Source organism: Sporosarcina sp. Y1009 (assembly GCF_057669865.1).
Genome location: NZ_JBYHFO010000014.1, coordinates 36,392 through 53,221 on the forward strand (window position 1 = coordinate 36,392; position 16,830 = coordinate 53,221).

Genomic DNA, 16,830 nt, shown 5'->3' on the forward strand with positions numbered 1-16,830 from the left:
CGACAGTTATCTTCGACTTATTTTCTTCCGTAAGTTTTGGACTTTCGGAACTAATGACACGACCACATTGTACATAAATGGTTTATAGACCTTATTAATCTCACCTATGTACTGCGCTGGTTCATCTTTATCGCAAAAACTCTTTTTGAACATGTATAATCCATCATTATTTGATAGTTCAAAAACACCACCAAAGTCGTATTGCTCAGCGCCTGTCTCTATTCCCCATTTAATCATTTCGTAATTCATAAGATGGTTCGGATTTAAGTTCCGTTTTACATTCGTACTTCCTGCATAGAGGAAATATAATTTTCCGTAATAATTAATCGTCAAGCCAGCTGCTAATATATCATCCTCATGTGTTGCAATATAGATTCTGCAATCTTCCCCAAAGGAATCACGAATCTGCTTAAAGTATTCAACTGACCTCGTTGAAATTTTGTTCCGCTCAGCCATTGTCATATAAGCATCATGTAGGATTTCAATATCTTCATCACTCCTAGAGTAACGAACTTCGACACCTTTTTTAGCTGAACCACGAATTGAACTTCGGCATCTTTTAGAAAACTTCATCATGATTGAATCTTCATCATGATCCTCCAAATAAAGAATCATGTTTAATCTTGGTTGTATTAACTTGTCTTGATCATCATCTTTGGATATTAACTTGAAACCACTATTTTGATATAGATTGTACAAGTCATCTGAATAATTCACTTCCGGATCAAACTTCAGCATGATTGCCTTATTTTTCTTAGCAACAACCTCTACTTCTTTTATCAATTCTTGCACTAGGTTAATATCTGAAATGTCACATACTGGTCCTCTCGGAGCATATAAAACGGAAAATCCACCTGGTAATCGTTTTATTAGTATAGAAAGTGCAGCGACAATTTCACCATTTTCCTCCAGATAAACATGTTCGTTCCCCCAATCATCCTTTACCTCAGACCAAAGTCGATCCTGAGTTACAGAGCGAAATGTTGAATTTCGAACAAAATCATCATATCTTTTCACGTCTTGCTTATTCGATTTATCAAGCAAAGCCATTTCATTAAACCCTCCATTTTCTCGAACGCAATACCATTCGAGACATTACCTTACTCTTTCACCTTAAAATACTTTTCAAAGCGACCATAATAATCTTTATAAAACGAATTTAATTTAAATCGGCGAATGAGTCCTAAATCTTTTGGATAATAAAGTGTACTCGATGATTCACCTTTTTCGAATCGATCCACCACTTGTTCTTTCAATTCCTCATCCATCGTATATTTAATCAAAAGATCTTTGGGAACGGTGTGCCATAGATGGTTATTCGTACCGTATTCAGTCGATGCTGGACGGTCATAAACGCGGTCTTCTACAAGGTATTTTGCCATATTATATCCATTTGCTGTTACGAAGTAGCTACTTCTTCCTTGACGAATATTCAATTCGAAGATTTTATATTTTCCGTCTCGACGATCGTATTTTAAATCGATGTTCGCGTAGCCTCTAAAGCCAATTTCTTCAAGAAACTTTTTATACTTTGCATATATTTCTACGTTTTCTTCGCCAATAATCCCGACATAATTCCCGATAAGAATCGGTGTGTAATCTTCAAGAATCACCCGTCCTAAACACATCATTCGAACTTTTCCATGCTGGTCGACATACGCATTTAACACACGCATCACCGTATCATTTCCAGGTATGTAATCTTGAATAATCAGTGAGTCTTCATATGCAGATGAATAGATAGCTTTAATCGTTTTCTGAAAGGATTCATTATCATGAAGAACATATGCTTTTTTCTTTCCTTCAAACTGTGCATTGAAATACGTCATACTGTCCGACGGCTTAACGACGATTGGAAACTCAAAAGGAAGCGTCATTTCAGGATCCATACCTTTTTTGAAAATTAGCGTATCTGGATAATCCAGTCCATACTCCTCGCAAATCTCATAAAATCGTTCTTTATAAACGACTTGATCCATTAACGCCTCGCTAATGAATGGCAAAATATAATGTGGTTCAAGTTCTGCTTTGTGTCGAATGGCAAGTTCAGCATAATTTTCGTTACTCGCAATCACAAGTAACTTTTCCGCACGACTTTCAAGTTCTTTATATAAATCAAGCATACTTTCAATAAAGTATGTAGGTTCGTCCAACTTTTCGTAAATCTTTTTTTCAACAATCTTGCTGTGCATCGTTGGCAATATATGCCCTTTCGTTACAACAATGCTCTTAATACCGTATTGTTCATGGAATGCTCTTGCCATGCCATACGCATTATCATCTGATCCCAGTATCACGGGTAGAAAATCTTTTTTTCCCATCATTAACGCCTCATTTCTTTAGGAGGAACTCTTCAAAAGGTTATCCCAAAAACGAAATTTAAATAGTTTTTTTGCATTATCATACGAATGCATACATGTTTAAATTTACGTGATAAAACAAGCTCTGTCAATTTTTCAAGCGATTTCCGACCATTTCTTCATAAACACTATTAGTTATTCAGGTAGTCATTTAAAAGGATAATTAATCCAGTTTAATCTCTGGTGAAGTGGGGAAAATAAAGAACAATACATGCATTGCAACTCGAATGGAGGTTTATTAGATGGATCCATCAAATAAAAAGAAGAACGAGAACGTTGAAATGGGTACTGATTGGGCTAAAAATGCGGAAGATGCTGCAAAAAAAGCAGAGGCTCAAGTTTCAAAATTAAAAGAAGAAGCACAACAACAACTAAGGGGTAGTAAAAGTGCTTACAATAACCCGACTGATAATAAATAAAAATGACTATCCAGTACTCATAGCGAGTACTGGATTATTTTATGTTTTATTCTCTATTCCGGCAGAGCTATTTTTGATAAGATCCTCAAAAATATGCCTTAATGTCAAAACCAGTTTTGACTAGTGATTCAGGGTTGTTTTTTGAACGAAGTGCNTTTCCGGCAGAGCTATTTTTGATAAGATCCTCAAAAATATGCCTTAATGTCAAAACCAGTTTTGACTAGTGATTCAGGGTTGTTTTTTGAACGAAGTGCGCGTTCAAAAACCTTTATCAAATTGTGCTTTTGAAAATCCACGTCCGAGAATTTCAGATGCATTAACAAAAATAACAAATGAATCTGGTTCCACTTCTTGTAGTAGTTTTTTAAAATAGATGGCCTCTGATTGTTCCACTACACATAATATCATTGTTCTTTCTTCATTAGAATAACCACCGAGTGTCTTCACTTTTGTGAGGCCACGGTTAATTTCGTTCTGAATAATCGATTGGATTTTTTCCTCTTTATCAGTAATAATGAGAATCAATTTTGTCGGCGACGTTTGCAGTTGAACAAAATCGATGACCTTACTCGTTACATAAATTGACATTAACGCATATAATGCCAACTCAAAATTAAAAACAAATGCAGATGTCACAACAACTAATCCGTCCACTAGCAATTGAGAAAAACCACTCGATAACCCTGTAAACTTCTTCAATACTTGAGCTATTAAAGCTGTTCCGCCTGTAGAACCGTTTCCACGATAAACAATTCCAAGTCCAACGCCCAACATAATCCCACCATATATCGCGCTCAGTAAGGGATTATCTACGGAAAGATTCATATCTGTTGTTAGCCATGTTGTAAATGGTACAAATAATGTTCCAACGAGCGTTTTCGTACTAAACTCCCTGCCGATGAAGATTATTCCGATGATCAATAATGGAATATTAATGAGCCACTGCACGTATGCAGGATTAAATTGAAATAATTCATATAGAATCGTACTGATTCCTGAAACGCCACCTGCTGCCAATCGTGAAGGCAATAGAAATATATTAAACGCTAACCCGACCAATGCTGCGCCGAAAATAATTTGTATATACTCAAATGCTACTGAATTTTTAAATGTACGCAAATGCTACTTACTCCTTTCATACCCAACTTCCCTATTCTAACAAAAATCTTGTGGTTCGTCTGTAGAATATTTGAGCGCATAAAAAAAAACATTGCTGCAGCATAACCCTCTACGGTTACTACCTGCAACAATGTTTACTTAAGTAGATTTAGAAATCCTCTTCACTAACAGAGATGACGGTCCAACTATCCGAGTTAAACAAGTCATCGCTCTTCACACGCTCACCATGACCCAATATCACTTCATCTCCCATTATAGCAACGACCATCGCTTTAATGCCGTTGTCTAGATTCAGGTAGATGTCACCGACTGATGGCATAATAGATATCTCTTCCACTGCTTTTTCTTGTAAGGCCCGATCTTTTTCAGCTTGTTCTTCTGTAACCAGCGTTGGATCTAAGTAATCAATTTCTCGACTACCAGGCACCACACTAGGATCTAGTACTAAATACTCTTTTGGTTTCACAGTATTATAAAGTGTTGTATACACTTTATCACCAATCAATTCGCTAACTTTCTCAAACTCATTTAACGTGTAATGATCTAATTGGCCCGGATCAGGATGAGTGATTAGGATATAACCATCAACCTTTGCTGGCTTATCTTTGAGTAGTGTATAACGAACACCTTGAAAAATAAGCGAATCTAAATGTTTGGGCCGATGTAAAGTAATTTCATCAGCTCTACACGAAACTTGTTCCATATCTTTAATTCGAAACAGCTTTATGGACAATTTTGATAAAGGGCGTACGGAATAAACTTTGTGTAATTCATTTTTATAATAAACAAATTGACCCTTTCGTACTTGCAATAAATTCATACATAACCCCTCCAATACTACTACCGTTGCTCTCATATTATAAGATACCCACTGAAAAGTCCAAGATGATTCATCTATTTGTCCAAAATTGAGCCTATGTAAGCATTACCTTTATTTGACGTAATTTAAACCACCTTATGAGGAATATTGAAACACACACATTATTTTTCATCAATTATGGTCAGTTAGTACAAGTCCTAAGGTACGAACTACATATAGTAAGTATGTTCGAACAAATAATTAAACCAAATTGGAGGTGATAGTAATGGAACAAAGAAAAGCATTTTCAAATATGCAAACGGCTATGACTTTAGGTGATACAAACGCCAATGCCTTAGGTGGACTAGTTATCATTTCTAGTTTATTAACGGAACTCGCACTTACGGATATCCTTTTTGCTGAAGCCGACAAGATAAGAGCAGCAGCTGATTTAAACAATGCAACTGCTCCTCAATTGGCTGAAGTTGATAATTCCGTGGCTAGAGTATTAGACCAAGTTTGTTGCATTGAAAGACGAGTCATTGAAAAAATCGATCGAGGCATCGAAATTAGAAATGGCGTAGCAAGACCACCGATGTAATCTGAACAGACGTGTTAGCCGTTGATTATCATGCGTCTTTTATGGCCAAGCATTCGCTCCTATTTTCAGTTCAATTAAAAGAACAAATTCAGGTGAAGAAAAATCATCATATTTCTTCACCTGCATTATGTTTGTGATTGATGAAACCATGCATTCCATACGCTATGTCATTACACCTACCCCCACACAACTCTCGTACATATACTAGAAATACGTTTACAAAAATAGAAGGGAGGAGAATGAATGGACGACTGTAACTATTGCAATGAATGTGATTCTTGTAAGGGTCCAAGTGGGCCAAGAGGATTCAGAGGCCCGAGAGGCTATGAAGGCCCTACAGGATACGAAGGAAAACAAGGAATACCGGGACCGAAAGGCGATCAAGGTAAGCGAGGACCTCAAGGTATTACTGGAGACACAGGAGATAAAGGCGAACAAGGACCGATTGGCATGAAAGGCGAAAAGGGTGAACAAGGACCAAGAGGAGAACGTGGTCCAAAAGGGACTTTTTCTTCATCATTTGGCTACGCTTTCAATCAAACCGGAAGCGCCAAATCAGGTATTGTCAAATTTTCCGATGCGGGTCCTTTATGTGACGTCAAAGTTACCAATAAGGGTTTAAAAGTTTCTAATCATGGCGTTTATCAAATTGACTATAAAGTAGTCCTCGTAACGAAAGCAGGACCTCATAAGCCTTCTTCTTTTCAAATTATGATTAATGAACTGTATGATTTCCCATATTCAATCACCGAATCACTGACTTCCACAACTGTGAGTTCAACGCAGCTAGTCAAATTGAATGAAGGCGATATTGTCATGCTTCTTGCCAATTTACAAGAGGATTCCCACTATAAATTAGCGACCTTACAAGTCTTACAAATAGGTTGAAAACCTGGTCTAAATCGGGAATATCATACAGTACGCAAAGTGAAAAGGTTTAGAAATGATTTCTAAACCTTTTTTCACGTCTATTATTTTCCAGTAATTTTCTATAAATTGTGTGCCCACCTCGCTTGAATGCGGGGACAAGAAGGACAGCTGCCATCACTTTTTTCGAGCTAGATTGTTCATCTTCCAAAGGTTCCATGGATACTCGTTGGGTGGTTGTGATTCGACTCGAATGGTTTCCTTTGTCGTTGGATGTGGAAATTCAAGAACATTTGCCCATAATGCAATTTGCTGCCCGGGACGATTTACATGTTGTCCGTATTTTTGATCACCGTATAAGGGGCAGCCAGTTTCGGAAAGTTGAACACGAATTTGGTGTGAGCGCCCTGTATGTAAACGCACTGACAACAAGCTAAGTTGTTCGGCGCTACCAAGCATTTCATAATCAAGCACAGCCTTTTTAGCATTCGCTCTCGAAGCTGATACAGCATACACTTTGTTTTTCTGTGTATCTTTATATAGATAATGTTCTAGCTGTGCTTGTTTTTTTTTCGGAACCCCTCTTACAACTGCTAAATATTTGCGGTCTAGTTCATTTTTACGAATGACATCTGATAACCGCGAGGCTGCTTTCGATGTCTTTGCAAATACCATCACGCCGCCCACAGGACGATCTAATCGATGAACAAGCCCCAGATACACATTTCCAGGTTTATTGTAACGAACTTTTAAATCTTCTTTTAATAGTGTGAGTAAATCTTTATCACCACTGTCATCCCCTTGCACAGGAATATTTACTGGTTTTTCGACCACAAGTAAATGATTGTCTTCATATAAAATCGGGATTTTCATAGCCAAGTGACTCCTTCAATAACAAATATTCATACCACTCTCATTGTACGTCATCCACATGAAAGATGAGAACAATAACGATATAATTCTTAAAAAAACAGAAAAACACCCATTTTAGAAACAATCGAACGCTGCTCCAAAATGGGTGTTTCATATTTAAATATAAGCCCGATGAACCTTCTTTCCGCCATAGGAAAAGATGACCTTCCTTCTATTAACAGTTGTTTCGATGTGTACAATCCGCCCCCAAATTTGGTAAATATACGGAAGGACGTTTTCCAAATAACTAATGTCTAATTCTGTATCCTCATAACGATGTTCCAAGTAAAGTTCCCCGTTGCGTAAATAATCACCGTCTTCGACAACAATATAGGGGAACCCCCCATTCACTCGCATTTTGACCAGTTGATCTCTAACACTTTCATATTCCTTACTTGTTATTTGATAATTCTTCCCTTTTTTCTCAAACAAATATAAATCTTCTTGTTGAACAAGTTCCTTTGTTAAATAGTTACGGATAAATGAAATATCTGATTCGACCTCTCGTACTTCAAATATCTTATCTCGACCCATATTTGGTTTAGCACCATATTTCATCATTTCTTCCGTAGGATGATTATAACGTTTTTCAATGTCTTCAAATATTTTCAGTCCCAAATAATACGGATTAATGCCTGTTTTGGATGGTTGGACAACATCCGCATTCAATTTCGCGAATTCAATCGATTCGTCCGAGGTCAATTCCATCTCTCTAAGGATTCTTTGGTGCCAAAAAGATGCCCACCCCTCATTCATAATCTTTGTTTCAAGTTGCGGCCAAAAATAGAGCATCTCTTCACGCATCATCGTTAAAATATCACGTTGCCAATCCTCTAGTTCACGACTATTTTGTTCAATGAATAATAATATATCTTTTTCAGGTTTAGGCGGAAGTTTTCTTTTTGGCACATCCTTTATTTCTGGTTCTTCCGCTCCGTTTTCGTCTAGCCCCCATAAATCATCGTAAGGCCCTTTACGGCTGCCTTTCTTCTTTTCAGCCTGGTCACTTAATTCTTCAGCTACTAAGTCCCGCTGAATCATCGAAGGATCCACATGTTCTTGAATCGCTAATACAGCATCTAGAAAGCTCTCAACTTCATATTTCCCATGTATCACTTCGTACCTTGCGATGCGCTCAGCCGTGGCTGTCATGCTCTCTACCATGTCCGACCTTGTATTTGAAAAACGCACATTATTTTTAAAGAAATCACAGTGCGCCAAAACATGCGCGATGATTAACTTATTTTGTATCAAGCTATTCGTGTCCAACAAAAATGCATAACACGGGTTCGAATTAATGACAAGTTCGTAGATTTGACTTAACCCAAGATCATAATGCAATTTCATTTTATGAAACTGTTTCCCAAAACTCCAGTGTGTAAATCGTGTGGGCATACCGTATGCACCAAAAGTATATATGATATGTGCAGGGCAAATTTCATAACGCATTGGGTAAAAATCGAGACCGAAATCAGTCGCTATCTCCGTGATTTCATCGATTGCATAATGCAGCGATTTTAACTCCATTAATCGAATCCTTCCGATTTTTTTTGGAAAAAGCTCTTCAATGCATGATAGACATCTCGATTTTCCTTTAATACATAATGCCGAAATTTTGGATTTTCAATTTTCTTATACGTATTCATCAGTGTTGAATATCGACTATAGGCATTCACTTCGCCGTAGCCAAACATATTAGACACATCCATTAATTGCCCGACAAGATCAATACAAAGATTATTATCGGATGACATATTTTCACCATCTGAAAAATGAAAAGGATAGATATTATAATGGGCTGGATTGTACTTTTCTTCAATGAGTTCTAATGCCGTTAAATAAGCGGATGAACACCGCGTACCGCCGCTTTCACCCTTTGTAAAAAAATGGTCCTCCGATACAACTTTTGCTTCTGTATGATGGGCAATAAATTCGATTTCGACGGTTTCGTATTTGGTACGTAAAAATCGAGTCATCCAGAAAAAGAAACTTCTCGCAATATATTTTTGAAAAGTACCCATAGATCCACTTGTATCCATCATCGCTAGAACAACTGCTTGAGATTCCGGATTCTCTACCACATTCCACGTTTTAAAGCGTAAATCTTCATTATGAATAGGCGATATTTCAGCTTTACCTTTAATCGCATTTCGCTTTATGGCAGTTAATATCGTTCGCTTTTTATCAATATTTCCAATAAGACCTTTTCTTCTAATATCATTAAACTCAATATCCTCAGAATCAATTTCTGTTTGTTCTTTCTCTTCTAAATCTGGAAGTTCTAACTCTTTAAAAAGGACTTCTTCAACATCTTTCATGGAGATTTCGGTTTCGTAATAGTCTTGGCCTGGTTGATCTCCTGCCTGTTTTCCTTGCCCCGCTCCATCTGCGGACTTCCCACCATCACTCGCTACAACATCACCAACTTGACTGTCCCCATCTCCTTGACCTATATGTTTGGACTTGTCGTTATCGTAACGAATTTTATATTCATCTAATGATCGAATTGGGATTTTAATAATTTCTTGCCCATTTGATAAGATAATACTCTCTTCACTGATTAAATCTGGTAAATTATTATTAATCGCTTCTTTCACTTTTTCCATATGACGGTCTTGGTCTTGATAACCTTTCCGATGAAGAGACCAATTTTCCTGTGAGACAATAAAAAGATCATTTTCTTTCTTGTTCATTTTATCCTCACCTACTGTCCTTTAAAAGTTTATGACCCACACTTTCTTCATCATATGCAAGTACAAACAAGTAATTTCCTAGATGAAAAAACAAGACTACACAAAATAAATAGTCTTGTTTTCTAAAAGAGGACTTATCGGTTTAGCAAACTGCCCACGTAGCGTAGTAATTCATTTGCTGAAATGGAGTTATACCCATATTCATCGATGAGACTTGCAACAACTTCGTTAATCTTTTTCAATTGCGATTCATCTGGCGTTTGCGAAGATGTTGTAATCTTAACAATATCCTTCAAATCCGAAAATAGTTTCTTTTCAACCGCTTCACGTAAACGTGCATGTGAGTTGTAGTCAAATCGATTTCCTTTTCTTGCATAGGCTGAAATTCGTATGAGTATTTCTTCTCTAAATGCTTTTTTCGCATTTTCAGACACACCTATTTGTTCTTCAATCGAACGCATCAATTTTTCGTCTGGATTCATTTCTTCTCCAGTGAGCAAGTCCCTCATTTTATTTCTATTGCAATAGGCTTCTACATTATCAAGATAATTATCAACTAATGTTTTAGCAGACTCCTCATATGAGTAGACGAACGCCTTCTGGACTTCTTTCTTTGCAATATCATCATATTCTCGTCTTGCAATACCGATGAAATTTAAATACCTTTCACGGTCTTCATTGGAAATCGAAGCATGTTGGTCGAGTCCATCTTTCAAAGAGCGAAGTACATCGAGCGCATTAATCGCTGGGACTTCCTTTTGTATTATTGCTGATGAGATTCGGTTGATCACATAGCGTGGGTCGATTCCGCCCATTCCCTCATCTGGAAATTCATTTTTCAAGTCTTCCACATTTACCCGGTTAAACCCTTCTACATTTTCTCCGTCATAAAGACGCATTTTTTTAACAAGGTCGACGCCTTGTTTTTTGGAATCTTTTAGCCTTGTTAAAATTGAAAATATAGCCGCAACCCGTAAAGCGTGCGGAGCAATATGGATATGCTCCATCTCACTATCGCTAATCATTTTTTGATAAATCCGTTCTTCTTGGTGTACTTTTAAATTATACGGAATTGGCATCACAATAATTCTTGAATGGAGTGCCTCGTTTTTCTTATTCGAAATAAACGAACGATATTCCGTCTCATTCGTATGCGCGACAATGAGCTCATCAGCACTGATCAAAGCGAATCTTCCTGCCTTGAAATTTCCTTCTTGCGTCAATGATAATAAAAGCCAGAGAAACTTTTCGTCCAACTTTAACATTTCTTGAAACTCCATGATTCCGCGGTTCGCTTTGTTTAGTTCACCATCGAAACGGTAGGCACGTGGATCAGATTCTGAACCAAATTCAGCAATTGTTGAAAAGTCAATACTGCCTGTCAAGTCTGCGATATCTTGAGATTTCGGGTCGGAAGGTGTATAGGTTCCAATGCCGACTCGTTTATCCTCTGCGAAAAAGATTCGTTTCACAACTACGTTTTCAATTTGCCCGTCGTACTCCTGTTCCAGCCGCATGGCATTCAGTGGCGACAAACTTCCTTCGATTCGAATCCCGTACTCCTCATAAAAGTCATCACGTAAATGATTTGGGATTAAATGAAGTGGATCCTCGTGCATCGGGCAGCCTTTAATCGCATAGACAGCGCCCTCATCTGTTTTAGAATATTCCTCAAGTCCACGTTTTAGCATCGTGACAATTGTTGATTTACCACCGCTGACAGGCCCCATTAATAACAAGATTCGTTTTCGTACATCAAGTCTTTTGGCAGCGGGATGGAAGTATTCTTCTACCAGTCGTTGAATGGATTCCTCTAGACCGAAGATTTCTTCCCCGAAAAAGTTGTATAGTTTACTGCCATCATTTTCAGTCACCCCAGCGCTTTTGATCATATTGTATACACGTGAATGTGCAGTTTGGGCGACTTCTTTTCGTTCCTTCAATAGGTTTAAATACTCTTCAAATGTGCCCTCCCATTGAAGTCTGTCTTCTTCTTCTCTGAAATTCCTTACTTTGTTTAATATACCCATTCTATCCCCTCCATTTAGGGTATGGTTTATACCATAGTATGCAGAGGGGATTTTTATAATTCACAAGTCTTTTACATCTGAACGGTAAAAACACTGATTAGGTTAAACATTGAACCTAAATCAGTGTTTTTTTGTTACCTGACTACAATCGTCATTTTCACCTTACAGGATTGATAGATGCTTTGCCTGTGAGCACAGCAACCAGGTTTTCGGCAGCTCGCATCGCCATCGCTTCTTCCGTTTTTTCTGTGGCTGAACCGATATGCGGGACAGTCACGACATTTGGAAACCCGAGTAGTGGATTGTCAGACTGAACTGGCTCTATTTCGAATACATCTAAACCAGCACCGTAAATTTCTTTATTTTCGATTGCGCGTATAAGTGCTTGTTCATCGACAACTTGTCCACGAGCTACATTAATAAAGATAGCCGTCTCTTTCATTAACTTAAATTCCTTTTCCCCGATTAAATGGTGAGTTTCCTTTGTTAATGGAGTCATCAATAATACATAATCCGCTTTCATAAGTAGTGCTTCCAAACTGCAATACTCCGCGTCGTATTTCTTTTCTGCTTCACTATTTCGGTGACGATTATGATATAGAATGTCCATATCGAAGCCGAATTTCGCACGTTTGGCTATTGCTTCCCCAATCCTGCCCATGCCAATGATGCCTAACGTAGTTCCCTGTATGTCTTTTCCATAGAAATCAACATAATCAGTTGCCGTTTCCCAATTTCCTTCCTTAACAAAACGGTCTAGCTCTGGAATACGCCTAGCCGTAGCTAATAAAAGGCCAAACGCCAAGTCTGCGACAGTTTGATTTAATACTTCTGGTGTATTTGTTCCAATTACATTGTGTTTCTCCATTGCGCCCAAATCGAAGTTATTGAAGCCCACCGAAACATTGCTCACAACTTTTAAATGAGGCGCGTGTTTTAGTAATTCTTCTCCAATTGGCATCGTCATGCTTCCAGATGTGTAGAGTCCTTCCATTTCCGCTATTTCTTCGATCAGTATTTCTTTCGGAACACGTCCACTTCCGTCCCATTTATGAATCTCACAATGTTCCGCTATGAAAGCCTCCACATTTTTTGAAATTGGATAGGCGATATAAACTTTTGGTTTCACTAAACTACCCCCTGAAATATAAACATAAGATTTCAAATAATTGTACCATAATGAAAAAGCAGTTTGATTGTTTCGGTGCATAATTAATAGATGCCGTGAATATAATTTATCAATACCAAGTTAAAGGAGTGGATGGGTGACAAAGTGCAAAAAATGTAATGCACCGAAAAGTGCGTGCAAGTCCTGTAAAAAATGTGCTTAATCTCAAAAGCATCCTTATAATTCGAATTCCTTACTACTATATATATCACTAGAGAGTTCCCTATCTATTTCGGGAACTCTTTTACATACATAAGGATTTACAAGTAACAGAACCCTGCTTATTATACAGTGAGTCTGTGAGTCTAACACCGGAGAATTATGCAGAGATAGGATTCACATGGATTACAGACGGTTCTCTTAGTAAATTTCAAATTCACTTGAGATTAAATATTTTATAACAAATCCCCAAATCATTTGTCGATTTGGGGGTCGTTTTTAGCCTTTGTAGCGATAGATCAAAAATCTTTCATCGTTATTGATTTGATAAAGATTTGGAACTTGAATCTCCCGGTGTAACTCAAATGGCGTCATTACTTCGAGGTAATCGATATAATCGGAGATTGGATAGTAAAGAATGATGTCCACTTCACGAGGATGTTTCTCTACAGACTTTAAAATATGATTTACAGTTTTCATGAAAATTTCCATTGAAAAAGGGTTAAAAAAGTAAAAGCGGTTTTCTTTTTCATCCACATGATACTCTTCAGCTTTACATCGACTAACACGTATCGTCGGATGATTTCCTTTTGACTTCTGTAAATAATGCGTCCTATTCGCAAGCGCTTTATGATAAAGCTGCTCATTCATTTCAATCCCTGTTACCGCAACATTAAAACGGCTGTGCACATAAAACATTACACGTCCTTTTCCACATCCATAGTCGACAAGACGGTCTGTTTTGGCTAGTTTGTATGTACTAAAAAGTGCATCTAACACGATATATGGCGTTGCCTCATAATGGTTATAATGTATGGATTGACTTGGTTCCTCACTTAAGCTGGTTGTATTAATTCGAAGCAGACGATCATTATTCTTAACGGTCATTCTTAAATCCTCCCTAAAAGTCATAGAAAGCACCAACTTTCTAGCACATCTTTGAAATCGGCGTATTTAACCTTGATTGTAGCACATCTAGTTGAGGAAATAAGTTAGCGCAAACTAAGTAATTCGAAACAACTATTTTTCACACCCGCCCTACGCTTTTCTAAACCAGTTCATATTCTATATAGATACCGGACAGTAAAGGAGGGGTAGAATGTCATCTAAAAATGAAGGAATAAATTGTAATAATGGTGGTGGATACGGCGCAGGCTTTGCGTTGATCGTTGTATTATTTATCCTGCTTATCATTGTTGGCGCAGCTTTTATTGGTAATGATTATGAAGGCGGTTATGGCTTCTAGTAAGTCGAAAATGGAAGTATACTAAGAGAATATTTGATGTGTAATAACTAACTAGATTTAGTCGCTAACTTCGGAATTGGCGGTACACATCCTGGTGGTTTTTCGCTAACACAGTCCATCTTGAAAAATGAAACCATTCAACCAAATGAATCTGTTTTAGATATCGGCTGCGGTACCGGCCAGACAGCTGCATTCTTAGCCCAACGATACCAGTGTCAAGTGACTGCCGTTGATAATCACCAAAAAAACACTTCGAAAACATTGACTCTCCTATCTTAATGAGTGAAGGAAATGCCCATAATCAATTCACAACTCAATATTATGAGCAAGTTATTTGTAGAAAACATAAAAACAATCTTTTTTCTAGACACTATCTAGAAAAAAGATTGTTTTCATTTAAGGCGATTTAGTAGCCGGAAAGTTGGAGCCTGCAATTAGCTTATCAGAGGACATTCGGTATAACTTTGAGTTGTGAAAAGGACCGTGTTTCTTTTGGAACGAATCAACAATTTGATACCCGATATGATACCCAATCCATTTAGGAAAAGGGCTTCTCGCTTTCCCATATAAAAAAATATGATGATTTTCAGTGCCAAGCAAATTCAAGTATGGAATAAAGTGTTTGGTCCATATTTGTGTGGCCTCATTTAATGAATAAAGGTCAGTCCATGGCGCCTGCCACTTTTCTCCGTATAGTTCTTTGACTGCAAACTCACCAAAACCTTCAATAATGAGTGAATCCTTTAATGGTATTTTTTTTGATTCTAATCCTAAATGATTTAATCGACAAATATGGCTATATTCATGTGCTAATAAAGCCTTTATTTCTTCTACTCTGAGCCCTTCTGATAAAAACATAAACAATGTACTTCTATAGGCCACACCGTTTTTAGTAGGCGCTTGTTCGCTTTTACTCTGGTGCACAGTATCTAATGGATAAATATAGATTGATATCTCTGGACCTTTCCAAAAAGTCTTTAAGAACCTATATTCCTGTTCAACAATTTGCCAAATACGTTGTTTTTCCAATTTCTCAACTTGTATTCCTACATCCCGCCATTTATAAGGATCAAACAAGCCGTAATTTAGAAGCTCATATTGCAATTCTTCCGGGTTTATTTTAGGAAAAGATTTCACGATAGGTGCACAGAGCATCTGACATTGAAGCTCATAGGGACTTTCTTTCGATTTCTCCGCACAGGCACGAAAAAATTTATAGAGCCATGATTGTGTTTGAATCACTGACGATTTTCTCATCCTTTGTATTTTTGACTGGTTTAAGAGCCCAAATCACCACAAATATGGACAGGTCTAGACGTTTATCTATTGCAGTGCATTTTTTGTATCATATGTTAACAGTACATGCTATGTGTAATAGAATCGAAAGAACTATCCCCAGATTCTCGTCTGATTTTTAGTGCGGACAAGATTCGGGATATAGTTCTAATAGGTTTTGATTAGAAGATAAGGTAAAATATACATATGTTTAGCTGAAAAATAGCGATTCTTCGTGACTATGGTGGAATGAAACTGTATAATTCAGTAGAGTTATCTATAAAGTCCATTTTATGTGAAAGCGAGTAAATGCATGTCTATTATTCAAGGGTTAATTAGTTTCATTATTCATATCGATCAACACCTAATTGACATCATCGATATTTTCGGTGTCTGGTCATATGCTATTTTATTTTTAATCGTCTTTGTTGAGACGGGGCTTGTCATATTTCCATTTTTACCTGGTGATTCATTGTTGTTTGCGAGCGGTGCTTTTGCAGCTATGGGTGCATTCAACATTTCTAGTTTGCTCATCGTATTTTTTACAGCAGCTGTCATTGGTGATACCGTCAACTATCATATTGGTAAAAAAGTGGGGACATCGATTCCACCTAATAGTTTTCTTGGGAAAGTGATTAATCAAGAAAGAATGCAAGCCGCAGAGAATTTCTTTAACAGACACGGTGGTAAAACGATTGTAATTGCACGGTTTATGCCGTTTATCCGTACGTTTGCCCCGTTTATTGCCGGTGCAAGTCGTATGAATTACCGCTATTTTGTAATTTATAATATTGTAGGTGCGGTCTTGTGGGTTGGTATTTGTACAATTGCGGGCTATCTGTTTGGAAATATGCCTATTATAAAGGATAACTTTTCTACTGTCCTTTTACTTATTATCTTCCTATCCGTCCTACCAGCTATATTCAGCATTGTTAAAAACCGTTTTGCAAAACCGGTATGAGGCACTCACATTGAGCGCTTCATACCGGTTTTTTTTAGTTTAGTGACACTTAAAAATTCATTATCATCCTGTTTTTAAGCGCTGTTCATATCCGCTAGAAGATCCGATTATCAGTTCTGACCATTCCCAATGGCATACACAAAGATGATTACATTGTCCAACCTTAATAAAGGAAAAATAACTCCAAGTAATTCTAGAATGCTTTCTAGGTTACCTGGAGT

General features: G+C 37.4%; 17 protein-coding genes. 6 read left to right on the top strand and 11 right to left on the bottom strand.

Going from position 1 to position 16,830, the window contains the following annotated elements:
• Nucleotides 1–6 precede the first annotated feature (6 nt).
• Complete coding sequence (locus AC25Y1_RS15050; protein WP_488148822.1) at nucleotides 7–1,050, bottom strand: lipid II:glycine glycyltransferase FemX; 1,044 nt, start codon at nucleotides 1,048–1,050, stop codon at nucleotides 7–9.
• 50 nt (nucleotides 1,051–1,100) lie between these two features.
• The gene (locus AC25Y1_RS15055) at nucleotides 1,101–2,321 is read right to left on the bottom strand and encodes a carboxylate--amine ligase (protein ID WP_488148823.1); all 1,221 of its coding nucleotides are present in this window, start codon (nucleotides 2,319–2,321) and stop codon (nucleotides 1,101–1,103) included.
• 281 nt (nucleotides 2,322–2,602) lie between these two features.
• On the opposite strand from AC25Y1_RS15055, the gene AC25Y1_RS15060 reads away from it, so the two are divergent.
• Nucleotides 2,603–2,779, top strand: coding sequence for a hypothetical protein (locus AC25Y1_RS15060; RefSeq protein ID WP_488148824.1), 177 nt, complete (start codon nucleotides 2,603–2,605; stop codon nucleotides 2,777–2,779).
• 258 nt (nucleotides 2,780–3,037) lie between these two features.
• On the opposite strand, the gene AC25Y1_RS15065 is transcribed toward AC25Y1_RS15060, so the two are convergent.
• Nucleotides 3,038–3,898, bottom strand: a complete 861-nt coding sequence (locus AC25Y1_RS15065; protein ID WP_488148825.1) for a YitT family protein — start codon at nucleotides 3,896–3,898, stop codon at nucleotides 3,038–3,040.
• 148 nt (nucleotides 3,899–4,046) lie between these two features.
• A complete protein-coding gene (locus tag AC25Y1_RS15070; protein WP_488148826.1) occupies nucleotides 4,047–4,718 on the bottom strand; it encodes a hypothetical protein in 672 nt (223 codons plus the stop codon).
• Nucleotides 4,719–4,983: 265 nt separating this feature from the next.
• Between AC25Y1_RS15070 and AC25Y1_RS15075 the strand changes: the two genes are divergently transcribed.
• Together AC25Y1_RS15075 and AC25Y1_RS15080 are read left to right on the top strand one after the other, a co-directional pair.
• Nucleotides 4,984–5,298 (top strand): alpha-helical endospore appendage domain-containing protein, encoded by a 315-nt coding sequence (locus AC25Y1_RS15075; protein ID WP_488148827.1) that lies wholly within the window; start codon nucleotides 4,984–4,986, stop codon nucleotides 5,296–5,298.
• Between the two features lie 243 nt (nucleotides 5,299–5,541).
• On the top strand, nucleotides 5,542–6,186 hold the full coding sequence (locus tag AC25Y1_RS15080) for a collagen-like protein (protein ID WP_488148828.1): 645 nt from the start codon (nucleotides 5,542–5,544) through the stop codon (nucleotides 6,184–6,186).
• A gap of 156 nt (nucleotides 6,187–6,342) precedes the next feature.
• On the opposite strand, the gene AC25Y1_RS15085 is transcribed toward AC25Y1_RS15080, so the two are convergent.
• The 6 genes from AC25Y1_RS15085 to AC25Y1_RS15110 form a co-directional block, all read right to left on the bottom strand.
• Entirely contained in the window at nucleotides 6,343–7,038 is a 696-nt protein-coding gene (locus AC25Y1_RS15085; RefSeq protein WP_488148829.1) for an RluA family pseudouridine synthase, read from the bottom strand.
• A gap of 156 nt (nucleotides 7,039–7,194) precedes the next feature.
• Nucleotides 7,195–8,604, bottom strand: coding sequence for a SpoVR family protein (locus AC25Y1_RS15090; protein WP_488148830.1), 1,410 nt, complete (start codon nucleotides 8,602–8,604; stop codon nucleotides 7,195–7,197).
• Nucleotides 8,604–9,770 carry a sporulation protein YhbH gene (gene yhbH, locus AC25Y1_RS15095; protein WP_488148831.1) on the bottom strand — a complete coding sequence of 389 codons (1,167 nt, stop codon included), beginning with the start codon at nucleotides 9,768–9,770 and terminating at the stop codon, nucleotides 8,604–8,606. The genes AC25Y1_RS15090 and yhbH overlap by 1 nt, the downstream gene beginning before the upstream one ends.
• Nucleotides 9,771–9,904: 134 nt before the next feature.
• Complete coding sequence (locus AC25Y1_RS15100; RefSeq protein ID WP_488148832.1) at nucleotides 9,905–11,800, bottom strand: PrkA family serine protein kinase; 1,896 nt, start codon at nucleotides 11,798–11,800, stop codon at nucleotides 9,905–9,907.
• 157 nt (nucleotides 11,801–11,957) lie between these two features.
• On the bottom strand, nucleotides 11,958–12,929 hold the full coding sequence (locus AC25Y1_RS15105; protein ID WP_488148833.1) for a 2-hydroxyacid dehydrogenase: 972 nt from the start codon (nucleotides 12,927–12,929) through the stop codon (nucleotides 11,958–11,960).
• Between the two features lie 477 nt (nucleotides 12,930–13,406).
• Nucleotides 13,407–14,015, bottom strand: a complete 609-nt coding sequence (locus AC25Y1_RS15110) for a class I SAM-dependent methyltransferase (protein WP_488148834.1) — start codon at nucleotides 14,013–14,015, stop codon at nucleotides 13,407–13,409.
• Between the two features lie 211 nt (nucleotides 14,016–14,226).
• On the opposite strand from AC25Y1_RS15110, the gene AC25Y1_RS15115 reads away from it, so the two are divergent.
• Both AC25Y1_RS15115 and AC25Y1_RS15120 read left to right on the top strand, forming a co-directional pair.
• Nucleotides 14,227–14,373: a YjcZ family sporulation protein gene (locus AC25Y1_RS15115; RefSeq protein ID WP_488148835.1), complete on the top strand. Its 147-nt coding sequence runs from the start codon at nucleotides 14,227–14,229 to the stop codon at nucleotides 14,371–14,373.
• 120 nt (nucleotides 14,374–14,493) lie between these two features.
• Complete coding sequence (locus AC25Y1_RS15120) at nucleotides 14,494–14,652, top strand: SAM-dependent methyltransferase (protein ID WP_488148836.1); 159 nt, start codon at nucleotides 14,494–14,496, stop codon at nucleotides 14,650–14,652.
• Between the two features lie 117 nt (nucleotides 14,653–14,769).
• Here AC25Y1_RS15120 and AC25Y1_RS15125 read toward each other — a convergent pair whose 3' ends face one another.
• The gene (locus AC25Y1_RS15125) at nucleotides 14,770–15,615 is read right to left on the bottom strand and encodes a DUF2268 domain-containing putative Zn-dependent protease (RefSeq protein ID WP_488148837.1); all 846 of its coding nucleotides are present in this window, start codon (nucleotides 15,613–15,615) and stop codon (nucleotides 14,770–14,772) included.
• A gap of 346 nt (nucleotides 15,616–15,961) precedes the next feature.
• Here AC25Y1_RS15125 and AC25Y1_RS15130 point away from each other — a divergent pair, with 346 nt between their 5' ends.
• Nucleotides 15,962–16,609: a VTT domain-containing protein gene (locus AC25Y1_RS15130; RefSeq protein WP_488148838.1), complete on the top strand. Its 648-nt coding sequence runs from the start codon at nucleotides 15,962–15,964 to the stop codon at nucleotides 16,607–16,609.
• Nucleotides 16,610–16,830 lie beyond the last annotated feature (221 nt).